Below are 14,271 nucleotides of genomic sequence, written 5' to 3'. Positions count from 1 at the left end.
GCGATAGTGGGCCGGGCGGACCGCCCGTGCCCGGGTCCGTGCCGTGCCCTTCCGCGCCCCGCACCACCGGTGTCCGGGCCGTGCCCCGGCCGTCCGCCCGCGTGGGCCCCGGGTCCCGGTCCCGGGCCGTCCGACCACGAGTCCGCACACCCACCGTTCTCGACCGGGAGTCACCGCCCATGACCGGTTCCACTCCGCGCAGGACCGTCCTCACCGCCGCCCTCGCCGCCGTGGCGGGAACGGCCGCCGCGTCCGCCACGGCCTCGGCCGCCCCCCTCGCCTCCGGCTCCTCCGGCCACTCCCCGTCCTCCGGCTCTTCCCCGTCCTCCGGCTCCTCCCCGTCCGCCGGACGGACCGACGCGGCGGACGGCACCGGGAGGCACGGCCACGCCCCCGCCGCCGGGCTCGTCGCCCACCGGTTCTGGTCCTCGTACCAGGACTGGCGGCGCGGTACGGCCGCCGGGACGAGGGCGGTCCCGGGCGACCGCCCCGGTCTGGTCCTCGACACCCCCGCCGGCCGCACCGACCACACCGACCCGCGCACCGGCCGCACCTCCCCCTGGGAGTACGCGAGCTGGACCTCGCCCCGGCACGTCCCGGCCGTGCCCGCCACCGAGGTCATCGCCTCCTGGAACGCCCACACCCCGCCCGGCACCTGGCTCCGGATCGAACTGTCGGGGGAGTACGGCGACGGCGCCGCCACCCCCTGGTACGTCATGGGCCACTGGGCCTCGGGCGACGGCGACGTCCGGCGCGCCTCCGTCGACGGCCAGAGCGACGGCCGGAGCACGGTCTGGACCGACACCCTCGCCGTCGACGACCCGGCGAGCGGGCTGCGGCTGACCGCGTACCGGCTGCGCCTCACCCTCCTGCGCGCCCCGGGCAGCGGCCTCACGCCCACGGTGTGGCGGATCGGCGCGATGGCCTCGGACGTCCCGGACCGCTTCACGGTCCCGGCCTCGAAGCCGGGCCCCGGCCATGAGCTGACCGTGCCGCGCTACTCGCAGAACACCCACGTCGGGCAGTACCCCGAGTACGACAACGGCGGCGAGGCCTGGTGCAGCCCGACCTCCTCCCAGATGATCGTCGAGTACTGGGGGCGGCGGCCCTCCGGGGAGGAACTGGCCTGGGTGGACCCCGCCTTCGAGGACCCCCAGGTCTGCCACGCGGCCCGCTCCACCTACGACCACCAGTACGAGGGCTGCGGCAACTGGCCGTTCAACGCCGCCTACGCGGCCTCCTACCCCGACATGAACGCCGTCGTCACCCGGCTCCGCTCGCTCACCGAACTGGAGTCCCTGGTCCGGGCCGGCATCCCGGTCATCACCTCCCAGTCGTTCCGGGAGGAGGAGCTGACCGGGGCCGGATACGGCACCTCGGGCCATCTGATGACGGTCATCGGCTTCACCCCCGCCGGAGACGTCGTCGCCAACGACCCCGCCTCCCCCAGCAACGAGACCGTCCGCCGGGTCTACCGACGGCGCGAATGGGAGAACATCTGGCTCCGCACGAAGCGCTACGACGCGAACGGCAAGGTCAGAAGCGGCACGGGCGGTGTCTGCTACGTCTACTGGCCCGAGCACCCGACCTCGGAGCGACACCGGGCACTGCGGGAGTTGGGGCTGGTGTGAGCCGAAGGGGGAGTGGCGAGTGACGGGCGGGGCGGGGGCGCCCGCCGGGGCGGGACGGCTCACGGTCCGCCGCCGTCCGAGGCGCCCCGGTCACCGCCGAACGGATCGAGCGACAGTTCGCCCGCTGCCCGCTGCCCGCTGCCCGCTGCCCGCTGCCCGCTGCCCGCCGCACGGCCCTGGCCCCCTGGCTCTCACCTGACATACCGTCAGGTGTCCGTCCGGGAGCCCCCGCCGACCAGGAGGTCAGCCATGTCCGCGCACCGGCACGACGACCGGCCCGTCGCCCTCGACGAATATCCCGTGCACCAGGCCCCGCTCTCCATGAAGCACCACGTCAGCGGCGACCGGAACGCCTACGACCGGTGCATCTTCCACGTCTTCGACCACACCGGCCGGGCCCTGCTCATCGCCGGTCTCGGCGTCTACCCCAACGCCGGGGTCGTCGACGCCTACGCCACCCTCCGCGTCGGCGACCGGCTGCACGCCGTCCGGGCCTCCGACGCCCTCGGCGACGACCGTACGAACCTCTCCGTCGGCCCCTTCACCATCACCGTCGACGAACCCCTCCGGCGCCTCACCCTGACCTGCGCCGCCGACCCCGCCGACCCCGAAGGGCTCTCCTACGAGATCGCCTGGACCGGTGACTTCCCCGCCGTCTGGGAACCCCACCACACCCAGCGCCACGGCGGTCGGCTCACCCTGGAAGGCCGCCGCTTCGTCCAGGCGGGACACTGTGCGGGCACCGTCCGGGCCGGCGGCCGGGAGTTCGCCGTCACCCCGGGCGAGTGGACCGGCACCCGCGACCGCAGCTGGGGCGTCCGCCCGATCCCCGGCGAAGAACCCGGCCGCGCCGCCGAGTTCCGCCCCGAGGGCTTCCACTGGCTCTGGATCCCGATGCGCTTCGAGGACCGCTTCCTCATGGTCGTCGCCCAGGAGGACGCCGACGGCTACCGCACCCTCAACGAGGCGCTCCTCGTGCGCGAGGGCCACCGCGACGTCCAACTCGGCTGGCCCCGCACCGAGATCACGTACCGCCCGGGCACCCGCCACCCCGAACGGGCCACCGTGCACCTCACCGCCCCCACCGGCGAACCCCTGGAGATCGGCGTCGAGGTCCTCGCCTCCTCCCCGCTCGCCGTCGGCGCGGGCTACCCGCCCGCCACCGACTGGCAGCACGGCACCTGGCAGGGCCGGGACTGGACCGACCGGCGCGTCTACGACCTCTCCGACCCGGCGGCCCACCCCGCCGCCGCGTACGGCGTCACCGACCACTCCGCCCGCTTCACCCTCGACGGCCGCACCGGGTACGGCATCTTCGAGCACGGCTCCTTCGGCCGTCACGACCCCAGCGGATTCGCCGACCACACGTCAACGGCCCTCTGAGGAGCCCCCCTTGACCTCCGCGCCCCGCCCACGGACCACCACCCGCGACCCCGAGGAGCTCGGCCGCCGGCTCACCGTCTGGCTGCACCGGCACCTGCCCGGGGCCCGCGTCGGCGGACTCGCCGTACCCAGCTCCAACGGCATGTCCAGCGAGACCCTGCTCTTCGACCTCGACCACCCGGACGCCCCGGTCCGCGGCTGCGCCCTCCGGCTGGCCGCCGACCCCGCCGCGTACACCGTCTTCCCCGTCTACGACATGGCCCGGCAGCACCGCGTCATGCGGCTGGTGGGCGAGCACACCGACGTGCCCGTGCCGCGCGTGCTGTGGCTGGAGGAGGACCCGGGGCCGCTCGGCGCCCCCTTCTTCGTGATGGCCCGCGCCGAGGGCCGCGTCCCGCCCGACGTCATGCCCTACACGTACGAGGGGAACTGGCTCCACGCCGCCACCGACGCCGAACGCGCCCAGCTGGAGGCCGAGTCCGTCGCCGTGCTCGCGCGGCTGCACGACCAGTTCCCGGCGGCGGAGGCCGCCTTCCTGCTCCCGGAGGGCCGGGGAACCCCGCTGCGCCGCCATGTCGACGCCCAGCGCGCCTACTACGCCTGGGTGGTGGACGGCCTCGCCCGCTCGCCGCTCATCGAGTCGGCCTTCGACTGGCTGGAGGCGCACTGGCCCGCCGACGAGGGCCCGGCCGTCCTCGGCTGGGGCGACGCGCGCATCGGGAACATCGTCTACGACGGCTTCACCCCCGCCGCAGTCCTCGACTGGGAGATGGCGGCCTGCGTCCCCCGCGAGGTGGACCTCGGCTGGACGGTCTACCTGCACCGCTTCTTCCAGGACCTCACCGTCGGCTTCGGCCAGCCGGGGCTTCCCGGCTTCCTGTCCCGCGACGCGGTCGAACGGCGCTACGCCGAACTGACCGGGCACCTCCCGCGCGCCATGGAGTTCCACACCCTCTACGCGGCCCTGCGGCACGCGATCGTGATGCTGAGGATCGCGTACCGGCAGGCCCACTTCGGCGAGGTCGAGGTGCCCGAGGACCCCGACGCGCTGATCCTGCACCGCGCCGCGCTCACGGCGATGGTGCGGGGAAGCTACTGGTGAACCGGGCGGCTCAGGCCGCGCGCCGCATCTGCGGCACCTGGATCGGACGCGAGCCCGGACCGCCGACGTGCGAGAAGGGCTGCGTGCGCCAGTCGAGGCCCTGCGGGAGCGTCAGGAGCAGGGCGGTGTCCTGCTCCAGCACCTCCAGGGTCTCGTCGGCCGGGCGGGCCTCGCCCGCCGACAGGCCCGTACCCGGGCAGACCGTCAGGACGAAGGGGTTCCACGGAGTGGGGCAGAGCGCGTGCTCCGGCAGCACGTCCTCGTCCGCGAGCAGCGCGATGGGCTGCACGCACTCCGGGCAGACGACCCGGAACATCTCAAACGTGTCGTACGCGTCGAGCTCGTCGGACGTGTCGACCGAATCAACAGGCTCCTGCATGGAGATCTCCCCCTCGGGTGGGTCGGCCGGATCTGTGTGGCCTCGACCACAGCAAGCACTTCCCATGCGGTGGTCCGCATAACCGTGTGGCGGTCCGTGGAGGCGGACGCAAACCTGTGGCGTTCGTCACATGCCCGTCGCAGGTGCCCCGCTATGGCTGATACCCGTCGATAGCGGGTGACCCCGGCGCTGCCGCCCGCCCCCGGGGAGCACTAGGGTCACCGCATGGAGGAGCTGGATCGTCAGATCGTCGAGTTGCTCGTCAAGGACGGGCGCATGAGCTACACCGACCTGGGCAAGGCCACCGGCCTGTCCACGTCGGCGGTGCATCAGCGCGTCCGCCGCCTGGAGCAGCGCGGAGTCATCCGCGGCTATGCCGCGGTCGTCGACCCGGAGGCCGTGGGCCTGCCGCTGACCGCCTTCATCTCGGTCAAACCCTTCGACCCCAGCGCCCCCGACGACACCCCCGACCGGCTCGCCGACATTCCGGAGATCGAGGCCTGCCACAGCGTCGCCGGTGACGAGAACTACATCCTCAAGGTCCGGGTCGCGACCCCGCTGGAGCTGGAGCACCTGCTGAGCCGCATCCGCTCGCAGGCCGGGGTCTCCAGCCGCACCACCGTGGTCCTCTCCACGCCGTACGAGGCCAGGCCGCCCCGCATCTGACCCCCGGACCGCCCGCCCGGGGGGACCTGCCGGACAAACCGGGTCCCGGCAGGTCCTAGCCTGGTCGCATGAGTGAGTCCCTGTCTGTCGCGCCTGTCGCGTCCGCCGCCGAACACCGCACCGTGCTGCTGCGCGGAGGGGAAGTCCACAGCCCCGCCGACCCCTTCGCCACCGCCATGGTGGTGGAGCGCGGGCACGTCGCCTGGGTGGGCTCGGAGGGCGCCGCCGACGCCTTCGCCCCCGGCGTGGACGAGGTGGTCGACCTGGAGGGCGCGCTGGTCACCCCGGCGTTCGTCGACGCGCACGTGCACACCACCGCCACCGGCTTCGCCCTCACCGGGCTCGACCTGTCCCGGGCCGCCTCGCTCGCCGGGGCGGCGGAGCTGATCCGCGCCCACGCCGCCGCCCGCCCCCGGGACCGGATCCTCATCGGACACGGCTGGGACGCCGCCCGCTGGCCCGAGCGCCGCCCCCTGACCCGCGCCGAACTCGACGCGCTCACCGGCGGACGGCCGCTCTACCTCACCCGCATCGACGTCCACTCGGCCGTCGTCACCACCGCCCTGCTCGACCTCGTCCCCGGCGTCCGCGACCTGGACGGCTTCCACGACGGACAGCGCCCGCTCACCGGGGACGCCCACCACGCCGTGCGCGCCGCCGCCTTCGGCGCCGTCTCGGCCCACCAGCGCACCGAGGCGCAGCGCGCCGCCCGCACCCGGGCCGCCTCCCTCGGCATCGGCACCCTGCACGAGTGCGGCGGCCCGCAGATCTCCTCCGAGGACGACTTCACCGGCCTCCTTGACCTGGCCCGCGACGAGCCCGGACCCCGGGTGGTCGGCTACTGGGCCGACCTCGACGTGGAGCGGGCGCGCGCCCTCGGTGCGCTCGGCGCCGCCGGGGACCTCTTCGCCGACGGCTCCCTCGGCTCCCACACGGCCTGCCTCCACCAGCCGTACGCGGACCACGCCGACACCGGGCACACCGGAGCCGCCCACCTGGACGCGGCCACCGTCGCCGGACACGTCGTGGCCTGCACCGAGGCCGGTCTCCAGGCGGGCTTCCACGCCATCGGGGACGCGGCCGTGACGGCCGTCGTCGAGGGCGTCAGGGCAGCCGCCGAGAAGCTGGGACCGGCCAGGATCAGGGCCGCCCGGCACCGCGTGGAGCACGTCGAGATGCTCACCCCCGAGACGATCGCCGCCTTCGCGGAACTGGGCCTCACCGCCTCCGTACAGCCCGCCTTCGACGCCTTCTGGGGCGGGGACGAGGGCATGTACGCGGACCGGCTCGGCGTCGAGCGGGCCCGCACCCTCAACCCGTACGCCGCGCTGCTGCGCGCCGGTGTGCCGCTGGCCTTCGGCTCCGACAGCCCGGTGACCCCGCTGGACCCCTGGGGCACCGTCCGGGCCGCCGCCTTCCACCGCACCCCGGAGCACCGGATCTCCGTCCGGGCCGCCTTCACCGCGCACACCCGGGGCGGCTGGCGGGCGGCCGGCCGGGACGACGCCGGGACGCTGGTGCCGGGGGCCCCCGCCGACTACGCGATCTGGGGCGCGGCGGAACTCGTGGTCCAGGCGCCCGACGACCGGGTGGCCCGCTGGTCGACCGATCCGCGCTCCGGGACGCCCGGTCTGCCCGATCTGACGCCCGGTGCCGACCTCCCCGTCTGCCTGCGCACGGTCGTGCACGGACAGACGGTGTTCGTACGGCCGAACGTGTGATGTGGGGATATGTCCCCCTGGGGGCAGCCGCTCCGGGTGTTTGTCCCCGACCTGCGGATCTTCCCCTCCGGCCTGCGCTTTTGAACCGTCTCCGCAGGTCAAGAGGGTATTGACAGTCGCCGGTCGGGGGCGGGTAGGTTCTCCGAGTCCACCACAGGACGTCCGCCGGGACCCCGTCCCTCGCACAGTCGCCGTACGCCGCCCGCGCCTCGGCCCGAGGGAAGGTTTCTCCGGCGGAAGGTGCGACCCGGGTGGGGCCCGGACGTTCAGTAGACAACGGCTCTCGGTCGATCCGCAGCCAGCGGATCCCAGGTCGGACCGAAGGACGCCGGGCCCCGCACCGCCCTTCCCGCGTCCCGGTGGTCCCTTCCGTCCCGTCTGTGACCGGGATCGGCCGACCCGCCCCGCCGGAGCACGCCGGGGACCTCGCTATGGTGGGGGCCTGTGCAGGTATCCGAAGGGGCAGTAGTGAACGACGGTGGCCAGAGGCGTTACGGCCCGCTCGGCAAGGCCTTGGTGATCATTCCGACCTACAACGAGGCGGAGAACATCAAGCCGATCGTCGCGCGGGTACGGGAAGCCGTACCCGAGGCGCACGTTCTCGTCGCCGACGACAACAGCCCCGACGGCACGGGCAAGTTCGCGGACGAGATCGCGTCCGAGGACGACCACGTGCACGTCCTGCACCGCAAGGGCAAGGAGGGGCTCGGCGCCGCCTACCTCGCCGGATTCCGGTGGGGCATCGAGCAGGGCTACGGCGTCCTCGTCGAGATGGACGCCGACGGCTCCCACCAGCCGGAGGAGCTGCCGCGCCTGCTCACCGCGCTCAAGGGCGCCGACCTGGTGCTCGGCTCCCGCTGGGTGCCGGGCGGCCGGATCGTGAACTGGCCGAAGTCCCGCGAGTTCATCTCGCGCGGCGGCAGCCTCTACTCGCGCGTGCTGCTCGACGTGCCGATCCGCGACCTCACCGGCGGCTACCGGGCCTTCCGCAAGGAGACCCTGGAGGGCCTGGGCCTGGACGACGTGGCCTCGGCGGGCTACTGCTTCCAGGTCGACCTGGCCCGTCGCGCGGTCGCCGCGGGCTTCCACGTCGTCGAGGTCCCGATCACCTTCGTGGAGCGCGAGATCGGCGACTCGAAGATGAGCCGGAACATCGTCGTCGAGGCGCTGTGGCGGGTCACCGGCTGGGGCGTGACGGCCCGCGCGGAGAAGGTCGGCAGGCTGCTGGGCCGCAAGCCCTCCTGATCCCTCCTTTACGACGTTCCGGCAGGGCACCAGGCACACTGGTGACCATGACGACCGGCGCACCGCCTCCCCTCGCCCCCAAGCGCTCCCGCGCGCGCACGTTCCTCCCGCTCGGCGTCGCCGCCTGGCTGGTCCTGGAGATCTGGCTGCTCACGGTGGTGGCGGACGCGGCGGGCGGACTGACCGTCCTCGCCCTGCTCGTCGGCGGCGCCGTCCTCGGCGCCGTCGTCGTGAAGCGGGCGGGGCGCCGCGCCTTCCGCAACCTCACCTCGACCTTCCAGCAGGCCCAGGAGGCGGCGCGGTCGGGCACCGCTCCCGTACCGCCGGAGCGCACCGGCGCCGAGGACCGCAACGGCTTCCTGATGCTCGGCGGTCTGCTCCTGATGCTCCCCGGCCTGATCTCGGACGTGGCCGGTCTGCTGCTGCTCGTCCCGCCGGTCCGCTCCCTCCTGGGGCGGTACGCGGAGCGGGCCGTCGAGCGGCGGATGAGCGCGGCCCCTTCCGGCAGCCTCCAGGACGCCTTCCAGCAGGCCCGTATCCACCGCCCGGACGGAAAGGTCGTCCCGGGCGAGGTCATCCGCCAGGACGGCGAGCAGGCCCCCCGCCGGGCCGACGGCCCCCGCCCGCCGCTGACGCCCTGACCGGCTGAGCCCGGACGCCCTGACGGCCCCGTCCCCAACTGGGGGCGGGGCCGTCGTGTGTTCTCTCCTAGGTCCGGACCAAGACCCGGAGCCGGGGTCCGGGACGCCCGTCCCGGGCACGGAGAAACGCCGCGGGGCCCGGTACACGGATCGTGTACCGGGCCCCGCGGCGTCGTCCTGCCGGGTCCGTCAGGCGGACTTGCGGCTGTCGCGCGGATGCACGGCGATGTTCATGGCGCCGGAACGAAGGACGGCCAGCCTTTCGGCGAGGACCTCCTCCAGCTCCTCGCGGGTGCGCCGCTCCATGAGCATGTCCCAGTGCGTTCGCGCCGGCTTGCCCTTCTTCTCCTCGGGTCCGTCCCCGTCCACCAGGAGAGCCTGGATTCCGCAGACCTTGCATTCCCACTCCGGCGGAATCTCCGCCTCGACCGAGAAGGGCATCTCAAAGCGATGTCCCTTCTCGCATGCGTACTCCACCGCCTGGCGCGGGGCCAGATCGATGCCGCGGTCGGTCTCGTAGCTCGTCACCACGAGGCGCGTGCCGCGAAGAGCTCGCTCACTCATGAATCGTGCCTCCCGGGCTTGTCGCCCACAGGACAGGTGTCGCTGTCGTCGTTATCCGGTCAACGTCCGGTCGGCGGTAAAGATTCCCGTGCCGGGTCATGCGTCGCCCGTCGTGCCGCCCCTTGTTGTACCCACCAGTGACCGTTTTGTCACATCTGGCGGCAGATGTGACCCGGTGTCTTCACCAAAGCAGCACGCAGTAACGGTCCGCCTGGCAGGCCAAACGCGTACACTACCGCCCTTTCGGTGCCACGTCTAAACGCGGTCGGGTATCGGGTTCCCCGCGTCCAGCACCGCCTGTCGCACCGGGACCCGGGCGAGCAGGACGGAACCGAGCACGAAGAAGATCACCAGGGAGATGATGGCATCCCGATAGCTTCCGGTCACCTGGTACGCGAGACCGAACACCAGCGGACCCAGCCAGCTGAGCCCCCGGTCGCTCATCTCGTACGCCGAGAAGTACTCCGCCTCCTTCCCGCGCGGCACCAGATGCGAGAACAGCGAACGCGACAGCGCCTGGCTCCCGCCCAGTACCAGGCCGATCGCGGCCGCCAGACAGTAGAAGAACACCGGCGCCCCGGCCGGCAGGAAGTACCCGGCCACCAGGATCAGCGTCCAGACCGCCAGCGAGCCCAGAATCGTCCGCTTGGCGCCGTACGACCGGGCGAGTCGCCCCATGCCGAGCGCCCCCGCCACCGCCAGCACCTGGACGAGCAGGACCGCCGTGATGAGGGTGGTCTGCTCCAGGCCCAGTTCCTCCGAACCGAACACGGACGCCTGCGAGATCACCGTCTGCACACCGTCGTTGTAGACCAGATAGGCGAGCAGGAACGCCAGCGTCTTCGGATGGCGCCGCATGTCCCTGAGCGTCTCCCGGAGCTGGCGCCAGCCCCCGCCGACCGCGCCCCCGCCGACCCGCCCGGCCTCCCCGGTCCCGCCGCCGGTCCGCCGGTCCCGCAGCCGCCGCAGGGGCACCAGGGTGAACGCGCCCCACCACAGACCGGCCGAGGCCAGACAGAGCCGGACCGCCTCGCCCTCCGTCAGGCCGAAGGAGTCGTGGCCCGAGTAGAGGACCAGGTTCAGTACGAGGACGAGCGCGCCCGACGTGTAGCCGAAGGCCCAGCCCCGCGAGGAGACCGTGTCCCGCTCGTCGGGCTCCGAGATCTGCGGCAGATAGGCGTTGTAGAGCACCATAGACACCGAGAGCGAGGCGTTCGCCACGATCAGCAGGAAGGCGCCCAGCAGATACCGCTCTCCCGCCAGGAAGAACATGCACGCCGTCGCCGTCGCCCCCAGATAGGCCGACGCCGCCAGCAGGGGCTTCTTCCGCCCGGTACGGTCCGCCACCGCGCCCACCAGGGGCATCAGGAGGACCGCCACCACGATCGACGCCGACACGGTGTACGCGAAGAGCGAGCCCGCCCGCACCGGGACGCCCAGCGGGTGCACGAAGCCCTCGGCGTCGGCCGCCGCCCGCGCCACCGAGGTCAGGTACGGCCCCAGGAACACGGTCAGCACGCTCGTCGAGTACACCGAGCAGGCGAAGTCGTAGAAGTACCAGCCCCGTTGCTCCCGACGGCGTTCGCCGGGATCGGAGGCGTACTCCTCCGGTGCGGTGGTCCCTGCGGTCAAGGCCGCCCCCTCGTCCGTCCCCGTGTTCCGTCCCCCTCGTCCCGGCGCGGTACCGCCGGGACGCGCTCAGACCCAGACGCCCCGGTCGGTCAGCACCGCGCGCAGGGTCTCCAGCTGATCGGTCATGATGCCATCCACACCCAGGTCGAGGAGAGAGTTCATCCGGGCCGGATCGTTCACCGTCCAGACGTGGACCTGGAGCCCGCGCGCGTGCGCCTCCCGCACGAACCGCCGGTCCACGACCCGGACACCGCCCTGCCGTTCGGGGACCTGCGCCGCCACCGCGCCGGGACGCAGCGGCGCGGGGACGCCCAGCGACCGCAGCCGCAGCGCCAGCACCCCGCTCACCCCGTACGAGGTGGCCAGCCGGGGCCCCGCCAGACGCTGGGCCCGTGCCACCCGCGCCTCGGTGAAGGAACTCACGCAGACCCGGTCCCAGGCACCGGTCGCGCGGACCAGGTCGACCAGCGGCAGCAGCGCCGACTCGGCCTTGAGGTCCACGTTCCACCGGGCCTCCGGGAACTCCTCCAGGAGGTCCGCGAAGAGCGGCAGCGGTTCCGTGCCCGCCACCCGCGCCTCCCGCACCGCGGCCCACGGGAGGTCGCGGATGCGGCCCGAGACGTCCGTCACCCGGTCCAGGGTCGCGTCGTGGAACGCCACGAGCGCCCCGTCGGCGGTGGTGTGCACATCGGTCTCGAAGTAGCGGTAGCCCTCGGCGGCGGCCCGGCGGAAGGCGGCCGCGGTGTTCTCCAGGCCGTTCGCCGCGCCGCCCCGGTGGGCGAACGGGAGGGGCAGGGGATGGTCGAGGTAGGGATGGCGTACGCGAGTCACGGCCGCAGTATGGCCTGTCCCGGTGTCCCGGGGGTGACGGCGGTGCTTCCGGAGTCCTGTTCGGGGAGGGCGAAACGGCGGAGGAAGAACTGCGCGAGCGGTCCGATGGACAGGGCGTACAGGACCGTGCCGACGCCGACCGAGCCGCCGAGCAGGAATCCGGTGGCGACCACCGCCACCTCGATCGCCGTCCGCACCACCCGGATCGAGCGGCCGGTGAGCCGGTGCAGACCGGTCATCAGGCCGTCGCGCGGGCCCGGACCGAAGCGCGCGGCGATGTACAGCCCGGTCGCCACCCCGTTGAGGACGATGCCCGCCACGAGCAGGCCGATCCGCCAGGCCAGCTGCCGCACGTCCGGTACGAGGGCCAGGGTGGCGTCCATGGCGAGGCCGACCACGAACACGTTGGAGACCGTGCCGAGCCCCGGCCGCTGCCGGATCGGTATCCACAGCAGCAGGACCGCGGCCCCGACGACGATCGAGACCACGCCGATGGTCAGACCCGTCCTCTCGGCCAGGCCCTGGTGGAGCACCCCCCAGGGCTCCAGGCCCAGACCGCTGCGGACCAGCAGGGCCGCACTGGCCCCGTACAGCGTGAGACCGGCGTAGAGCTGGACGAGGCGGCGGCCGAGGTGCCGGCCGTGGAGGCCGGAGGTGATGGACAAGGGACTTTCCCCCAGGGTGGTGTCAGTGGACTGGCTCATGACACTCTGTGGCGGGGGAACAGGTGCCAACCATGGCCAATTCGATGAAGGTGGACTGATTTTCATGGCCCAGTGGACTTCGGCGGTCGGTCCTGCTCAGCTCGCCCGGCAACTCCAGGCCCAGCGGCCCCGGAGCGCCGCCCCGGGGGCCCGCAAGCCGCCCGCCTACCGGGCCCTCGCCGACGGCATCCGGCTGCTCGTGCTGGAGGGCCGCGTCCCGGTCGCCGCCCGGCTGCCCGCCGAACGGGAACTCGCCCTCGCCCTCACCGTCAGCCGGACGACCGTGGCCGCCGCCTACGAGGCGCTGCGCGCCGAGGGCTTCCTGGAGTCGCGGCGGGGCGCGGGCAGCTGGACCGCCGTCCCGGCGGGCAACCCGCTGCCCGCGCGCGGTCTCGAACCGCTGCCGCCCGAAGCGCTCGGTTCCATGATCGACCTGGGGTGCGCGGCGCTGCCCGCGCCCGAGCCCTGGCTCACCCGGGGGGTCCGGGGCGCCCTGGAGGAACTTCCCCCGTACGCCCATACGCACGGCGACTACCCGGCGGGCCTGCCCACGCTGCGGCAGATGCTCGCCGACCGCTACACCGCGCGCGGCATCCCCACCATGCCCGAGCAGATCATGGTCACGACCGGTGCCATGGGCGCCATGGACGCCATCTGCCACCTCTTCGCGGGGCGCGGCGAACGGATCGCCGTCGAGTCCCCCTCGTACGCCAACATCCTCCAGCTGATGCGCGAGGCGGGCGCCCGGCTCGTCCCCGTCGCCATGTCCGAGGGCCTCGGGAGCTGGGACCTGAGCCGCTGGCGCCAGGTCCTGAGGGACGCGGCCCCCCGCCTCGCGTACGTGGTGGCCGACTTCCACAACCCGACCGGCGCACTGGCCGACGAGGACCAGCGGCGGCAGCTGGTGGACGCCGCCCGCTCGGCGGGGACCGTTCTCGTCGTCGACGAGACCATGACCGAACTGCACCTCGACGACGTCGAGATGCCCCGCCCGGTCTGTGCCTTCGACCCCGCGGGCTCCACCGTCCTCACGGTCGGCTCGGCCAGCAAGGCCTTCTGGGCCGGGATGCGGATCGGCTGGGTCCGGGCGGCCCCCGACGTGATCCGCTCGCTGGTCGCCGCCCGCGCCTACGCGGACCTGGGCACCCCGGTCCTGGAACAGCTCGGGGTGAACTGGCTGATGCGCACGGGCGGCTGGGAGCAGGCGGTGGCCCTCCGCCGCGAGCAGGCGCGGGAGAACCGGGACGCGCTCGTCACGGCGGTGCGCAGGGAGCTGCCGGAATGGGAGTTCTCGGTGCCGAACGGCGGGCTGACGCTCTGGGTCAGGACCGGCGGTCTGTCCGGCTCCCGACTGGCGGAGGCGGGGGAGCGGGTCGGGGTCCGGGTCCCCTCCGGTCCGCGCTTCGGGGTGGACGGCGCTTTCGAGGGCTTCGTCCGGCTGCCCTTCACGGTCGGCGGGGCGGTCGCCGACGAGGCCGCCGCCCGGCTGGCCGCCGCGGCCCGGCTGGTCGAGTCGGGCGCGGGCGGCGGCGCGGAACCGCCGCGCTCCTTCGTGGCGTAGGGCGGTCCGCGAGCCCGTCGACGGTGTGCGCCGCGGGCCGGGGAGCAGGGCCACGCGCGCGCGTGGGTGGGTCGGCAGCCGTCGGCCTGTGCGACGGCGGCGGTGGCGGCCGGACGGGGGGGGGGGGGGGGGCGGCGCCACGCCGCCGCAACCCACCCACCGCCCAAACACGCCCCACACCCCCCCCCCCGCCCCCGGGACGTGGGGGGCG

General features: G+C 73.6%; 13 protein-coding genes. 8 read left to right on the top strand and 5 right to left on the bottom strand.

All coding sequences use genetic code 11. The annotated features are described in order from the left end of the window. Window positions 1–179 precede the first annotated feature (179 nt). The 3 genes from ACIRQY_RS33760 (at window position 180) to ACIRQY_RS33750 (ending at window position 4,116) form a co-directional block, all read left to right on the top strand. Complete coding sequence (locus ACIRQY_RS33760) at window positions 180–1,631, top strand: peptidase C39 family protein (RefSeq protein ID WP_403932145.1); 1,452 nt, start codon at window positions 180–182, stop codon at window positions 1,629–1,631. 249 nt (window positions 1,632–1,880) lie between these two features. Then, window positions 1,881–3,014, top strand: coding sequence for a hypothetical protein (locus ACIRQY_RS33755; RefSeq protein ID WP_351787678.1), 1,134 nt, complete (start codon window positions 1,881–1,883; stop codon window positions 3,012–3,014). A 10-nt stretch (window positions 3,015–3,024) separates the two neighbouring features. Beyond that, a complete protein-coding gene (locus tag ACIRQY_RS33750) occupies window positions 3,025–4,116 on the top strand; it encodes a phosphotransferase family protein (protein WP_403932142.1) in 1,092 nt (363 codons plus the stop codon). Window positions 4,117–4,126: 10 nt separating this feature from the next. On the opposite strand, the gene ACIRQY_RS33745 is transcribed toward ACIRQY_RS33750, so the two are convergent. Continuing rightward, on the bottom strand, window positions 4,127–4,495 hold the full coding sequence (locus ACIRQY_RS33745) for a hypothetical protein (protein ID WP_351787682.1): 369 nt from the start codon (window positions 4,493–4,495) through the stop codon (window positions 4,127–4,129). A gap of 225 nt (window positions 4,496–4,720) precedes the next feature. On the opposite strand from ACIRQY_RS33745, the gene ACIRQY_RS33740 reads away from it, so the two are divergent. From ACIRQY_RS33740 to fxsA, 4 genes are all read left to right on the top strand, one after another. Continuing rightward, window positions 4,721–5,161 carry an Lrp/AsnC family transcriptional regulator gene (locus ACIRQY_RS33740; protein WP_017242178.1) on the top strand — a complete coding sequence of 147 codons (441 nt, stop codon included), beginning with the start codon at window positions 4,721–4,723 and terminating at the stop codon, window positions 5,159–5,161. Between the two features lie 68 nt (window positions 5,162–5,229). After that, window positions 5,230–6,882 carry an amidohydrolase gene (locus ACIRQY_RS33735; RefSeq protein ID WP_351787684.1) on the top strand — a complete coding sequence of 551 codons (1,653 nt, stop codon included), beginning with the start codon at window positions 5,230–5,232 and terminating at the stop codon, window positions 6,880–6,882. A gap of 468 nt (window positions 6,883–7,350) precedes the next feature. Next, complete coding sequence (locus tag ACIRQY_RS33730) at window positions 7,351–8,127, top strand: polyprenol monophosphomannose synthase (protein ID WP_351787686.1); 777 nt, start codon at window positions 7,351–7,353, stop codon at window positions 8,125–8,127. A 47-nt stretch (window positions 8,128–8,174) separates the two neighbouring features. Beyond that, a complete protein-coding gene (fxsA, locus tag ACIRQY_RS33725) occupies window positions 8,175–8,768 on the top strand; it encodes an FxsA family membrane protein (RefSeq protein ID WP_403932137.1) in 594 nt (197 codons plus the stop codon). 189 nt (window positions 8,769–8,957) lie between these two features. Here the strand turns inward: fxsA and ACIRQY_RS33720 are convergent, their stop codons facing one another. From ACIRQY_RS33720 to ACIRQY_RS33705, 4 genes are all read right to left on the bottom strand, one after another. Beyond that, a complete protein-coding gene (locus ACIRQY_RS33720; RefSeq protein ID WP_015032218.1) occupies window positions 8,958–9,332 on the bottom strand; it encodes an RNA polymerase-binding protein RbpA in 375 nt (124 codons plus the stop codon). Window positions 9,333–9,587: 255 nt separating this feature from the next. Further along, entirely contained in the window at window positions 9,588–10,964 is a 1,377-nt protein-coding gene (locus ACIRQY_RS33715; protein ID WP_403932135.1) for an MFS transporter, read from the bottom strand. Between the two features lie 66 nt (window positions 10,965–11,030). After that, complete coding sequence (locus ACIRQY_RS33710; RefSeq protein WP_403932132.1) at window positions 11,031–11,795, bottom strand: glycerophosphodiester phosphodiesterase family protein; 765 nt, start codon at window positions 11,793–11,795, stop codon at window positions 11,031–11,033. Beyond that, complete coding sequence (locus ACIRQY_RS33705) at window positions 11,792–12,460, bottom strand: YitT family protein (protein WP_403932131.1); 669 nt, start codon at window positions 12,458–12,460, stop codon at window positions 11,792–11,794. The genes ACIRQY_RS33710 and ACIRQY_RS33705 overlap by 4 nt, the downstream gene beginning before the upstream one ends. A gap of 103 nt (window positions 12,461–12,563) precedes the next feature. On the opposite strand from ACIRQY_RS33705, the gene ACIRQY_RS33700 reads away from it, so the two are divergent. Next, window positions 12,564–14,060 (top strand): PLP-dependent aminotransferase family protein, encoded by a 1,497-nt coding sequence (locus ACIRQY_RS33700; protein WP_403932128.1) that lies wholly within the window; start codon window positions 12,564–12,566, stop codon window positions 14,058–14,060. Window positions 14,061–14,271 lie beyond the last annotated feature (211 nt).

The sequence above is a fragment of the Streptomyces sp. NPDC101490 genome (genome assembly GCF_044767145.1).
Classification (GTDB): domain Bacteria; phylum Actinomycetota; class Actinomycetes; order Streptomycetales; family Streptomycetaceae; genus Streptomyces.
Note: the sequence above shows the minus strand (reverse complement) of the source record. Positions and strands in the feature narration are given on the sequence as shown.

Bases quoted from the DNA above. Each gene is read 5' to 3' on its own strand.
- ACIRQY_RS33735 (WP_351787684.1), top strand. From the start codon at position 5,230: ATGAGTGAGTCCCTGTCTGTCGCGCCTGTCGCGTCCGCCGCCGAACAC.
- ACIRQY_RS33720 (WP_015032218.1), bottom strand. From the start codon at position 9,332: ATGAGTGAGCGAGCTCTTCGCGGCACGCGCCTCGTGGTGACGAGCTAC.
- ACIRQY_RS33745 (WP_351787682.1), bottom strand. From the start codon at position 4,495: ATGCAGGAGCCTGTTGATTCGGTCGACACGTCCGACGAGCTCGACGCG.
- ACIRQY_RS33700 (WP_403932128.1), top strand. From the start codon at position 12,564: ATGGCCCAGTGGACTTCGGCGGTCGGTCCTGCTCAGCTCGCCCGGCAA.
- ACIRQY_RS33755 (WP_351787678.1), top strand. From the start codon at position 1,881: ATGTCCGCGCACCGGCACGACGACCGGCCCGTCGCCCTCGACGAATAT.
- fxsA (WP_403932137.1), top strand. From the start codon at position 8,175: ATGACGACCGGCGCACCGCCTCCCCTCGCCCCCAAGCGCTCCCGCGCG.
- ACIRQY_RS33740 (WP_017242178.1), top strand. From the start codon at position 4,721: ATGGAGGAGCTGGATCGTCAGATCGTCGAGTTGCTCGTCAAGGACGGG.
- ACIRQY_RS33760 (WP_403932145.1), top strand. From the start codon at position 180: ATGACCGGTTCCACTCCGCGCAGGACCGTCCTCACCGCCGCCCTCGCC.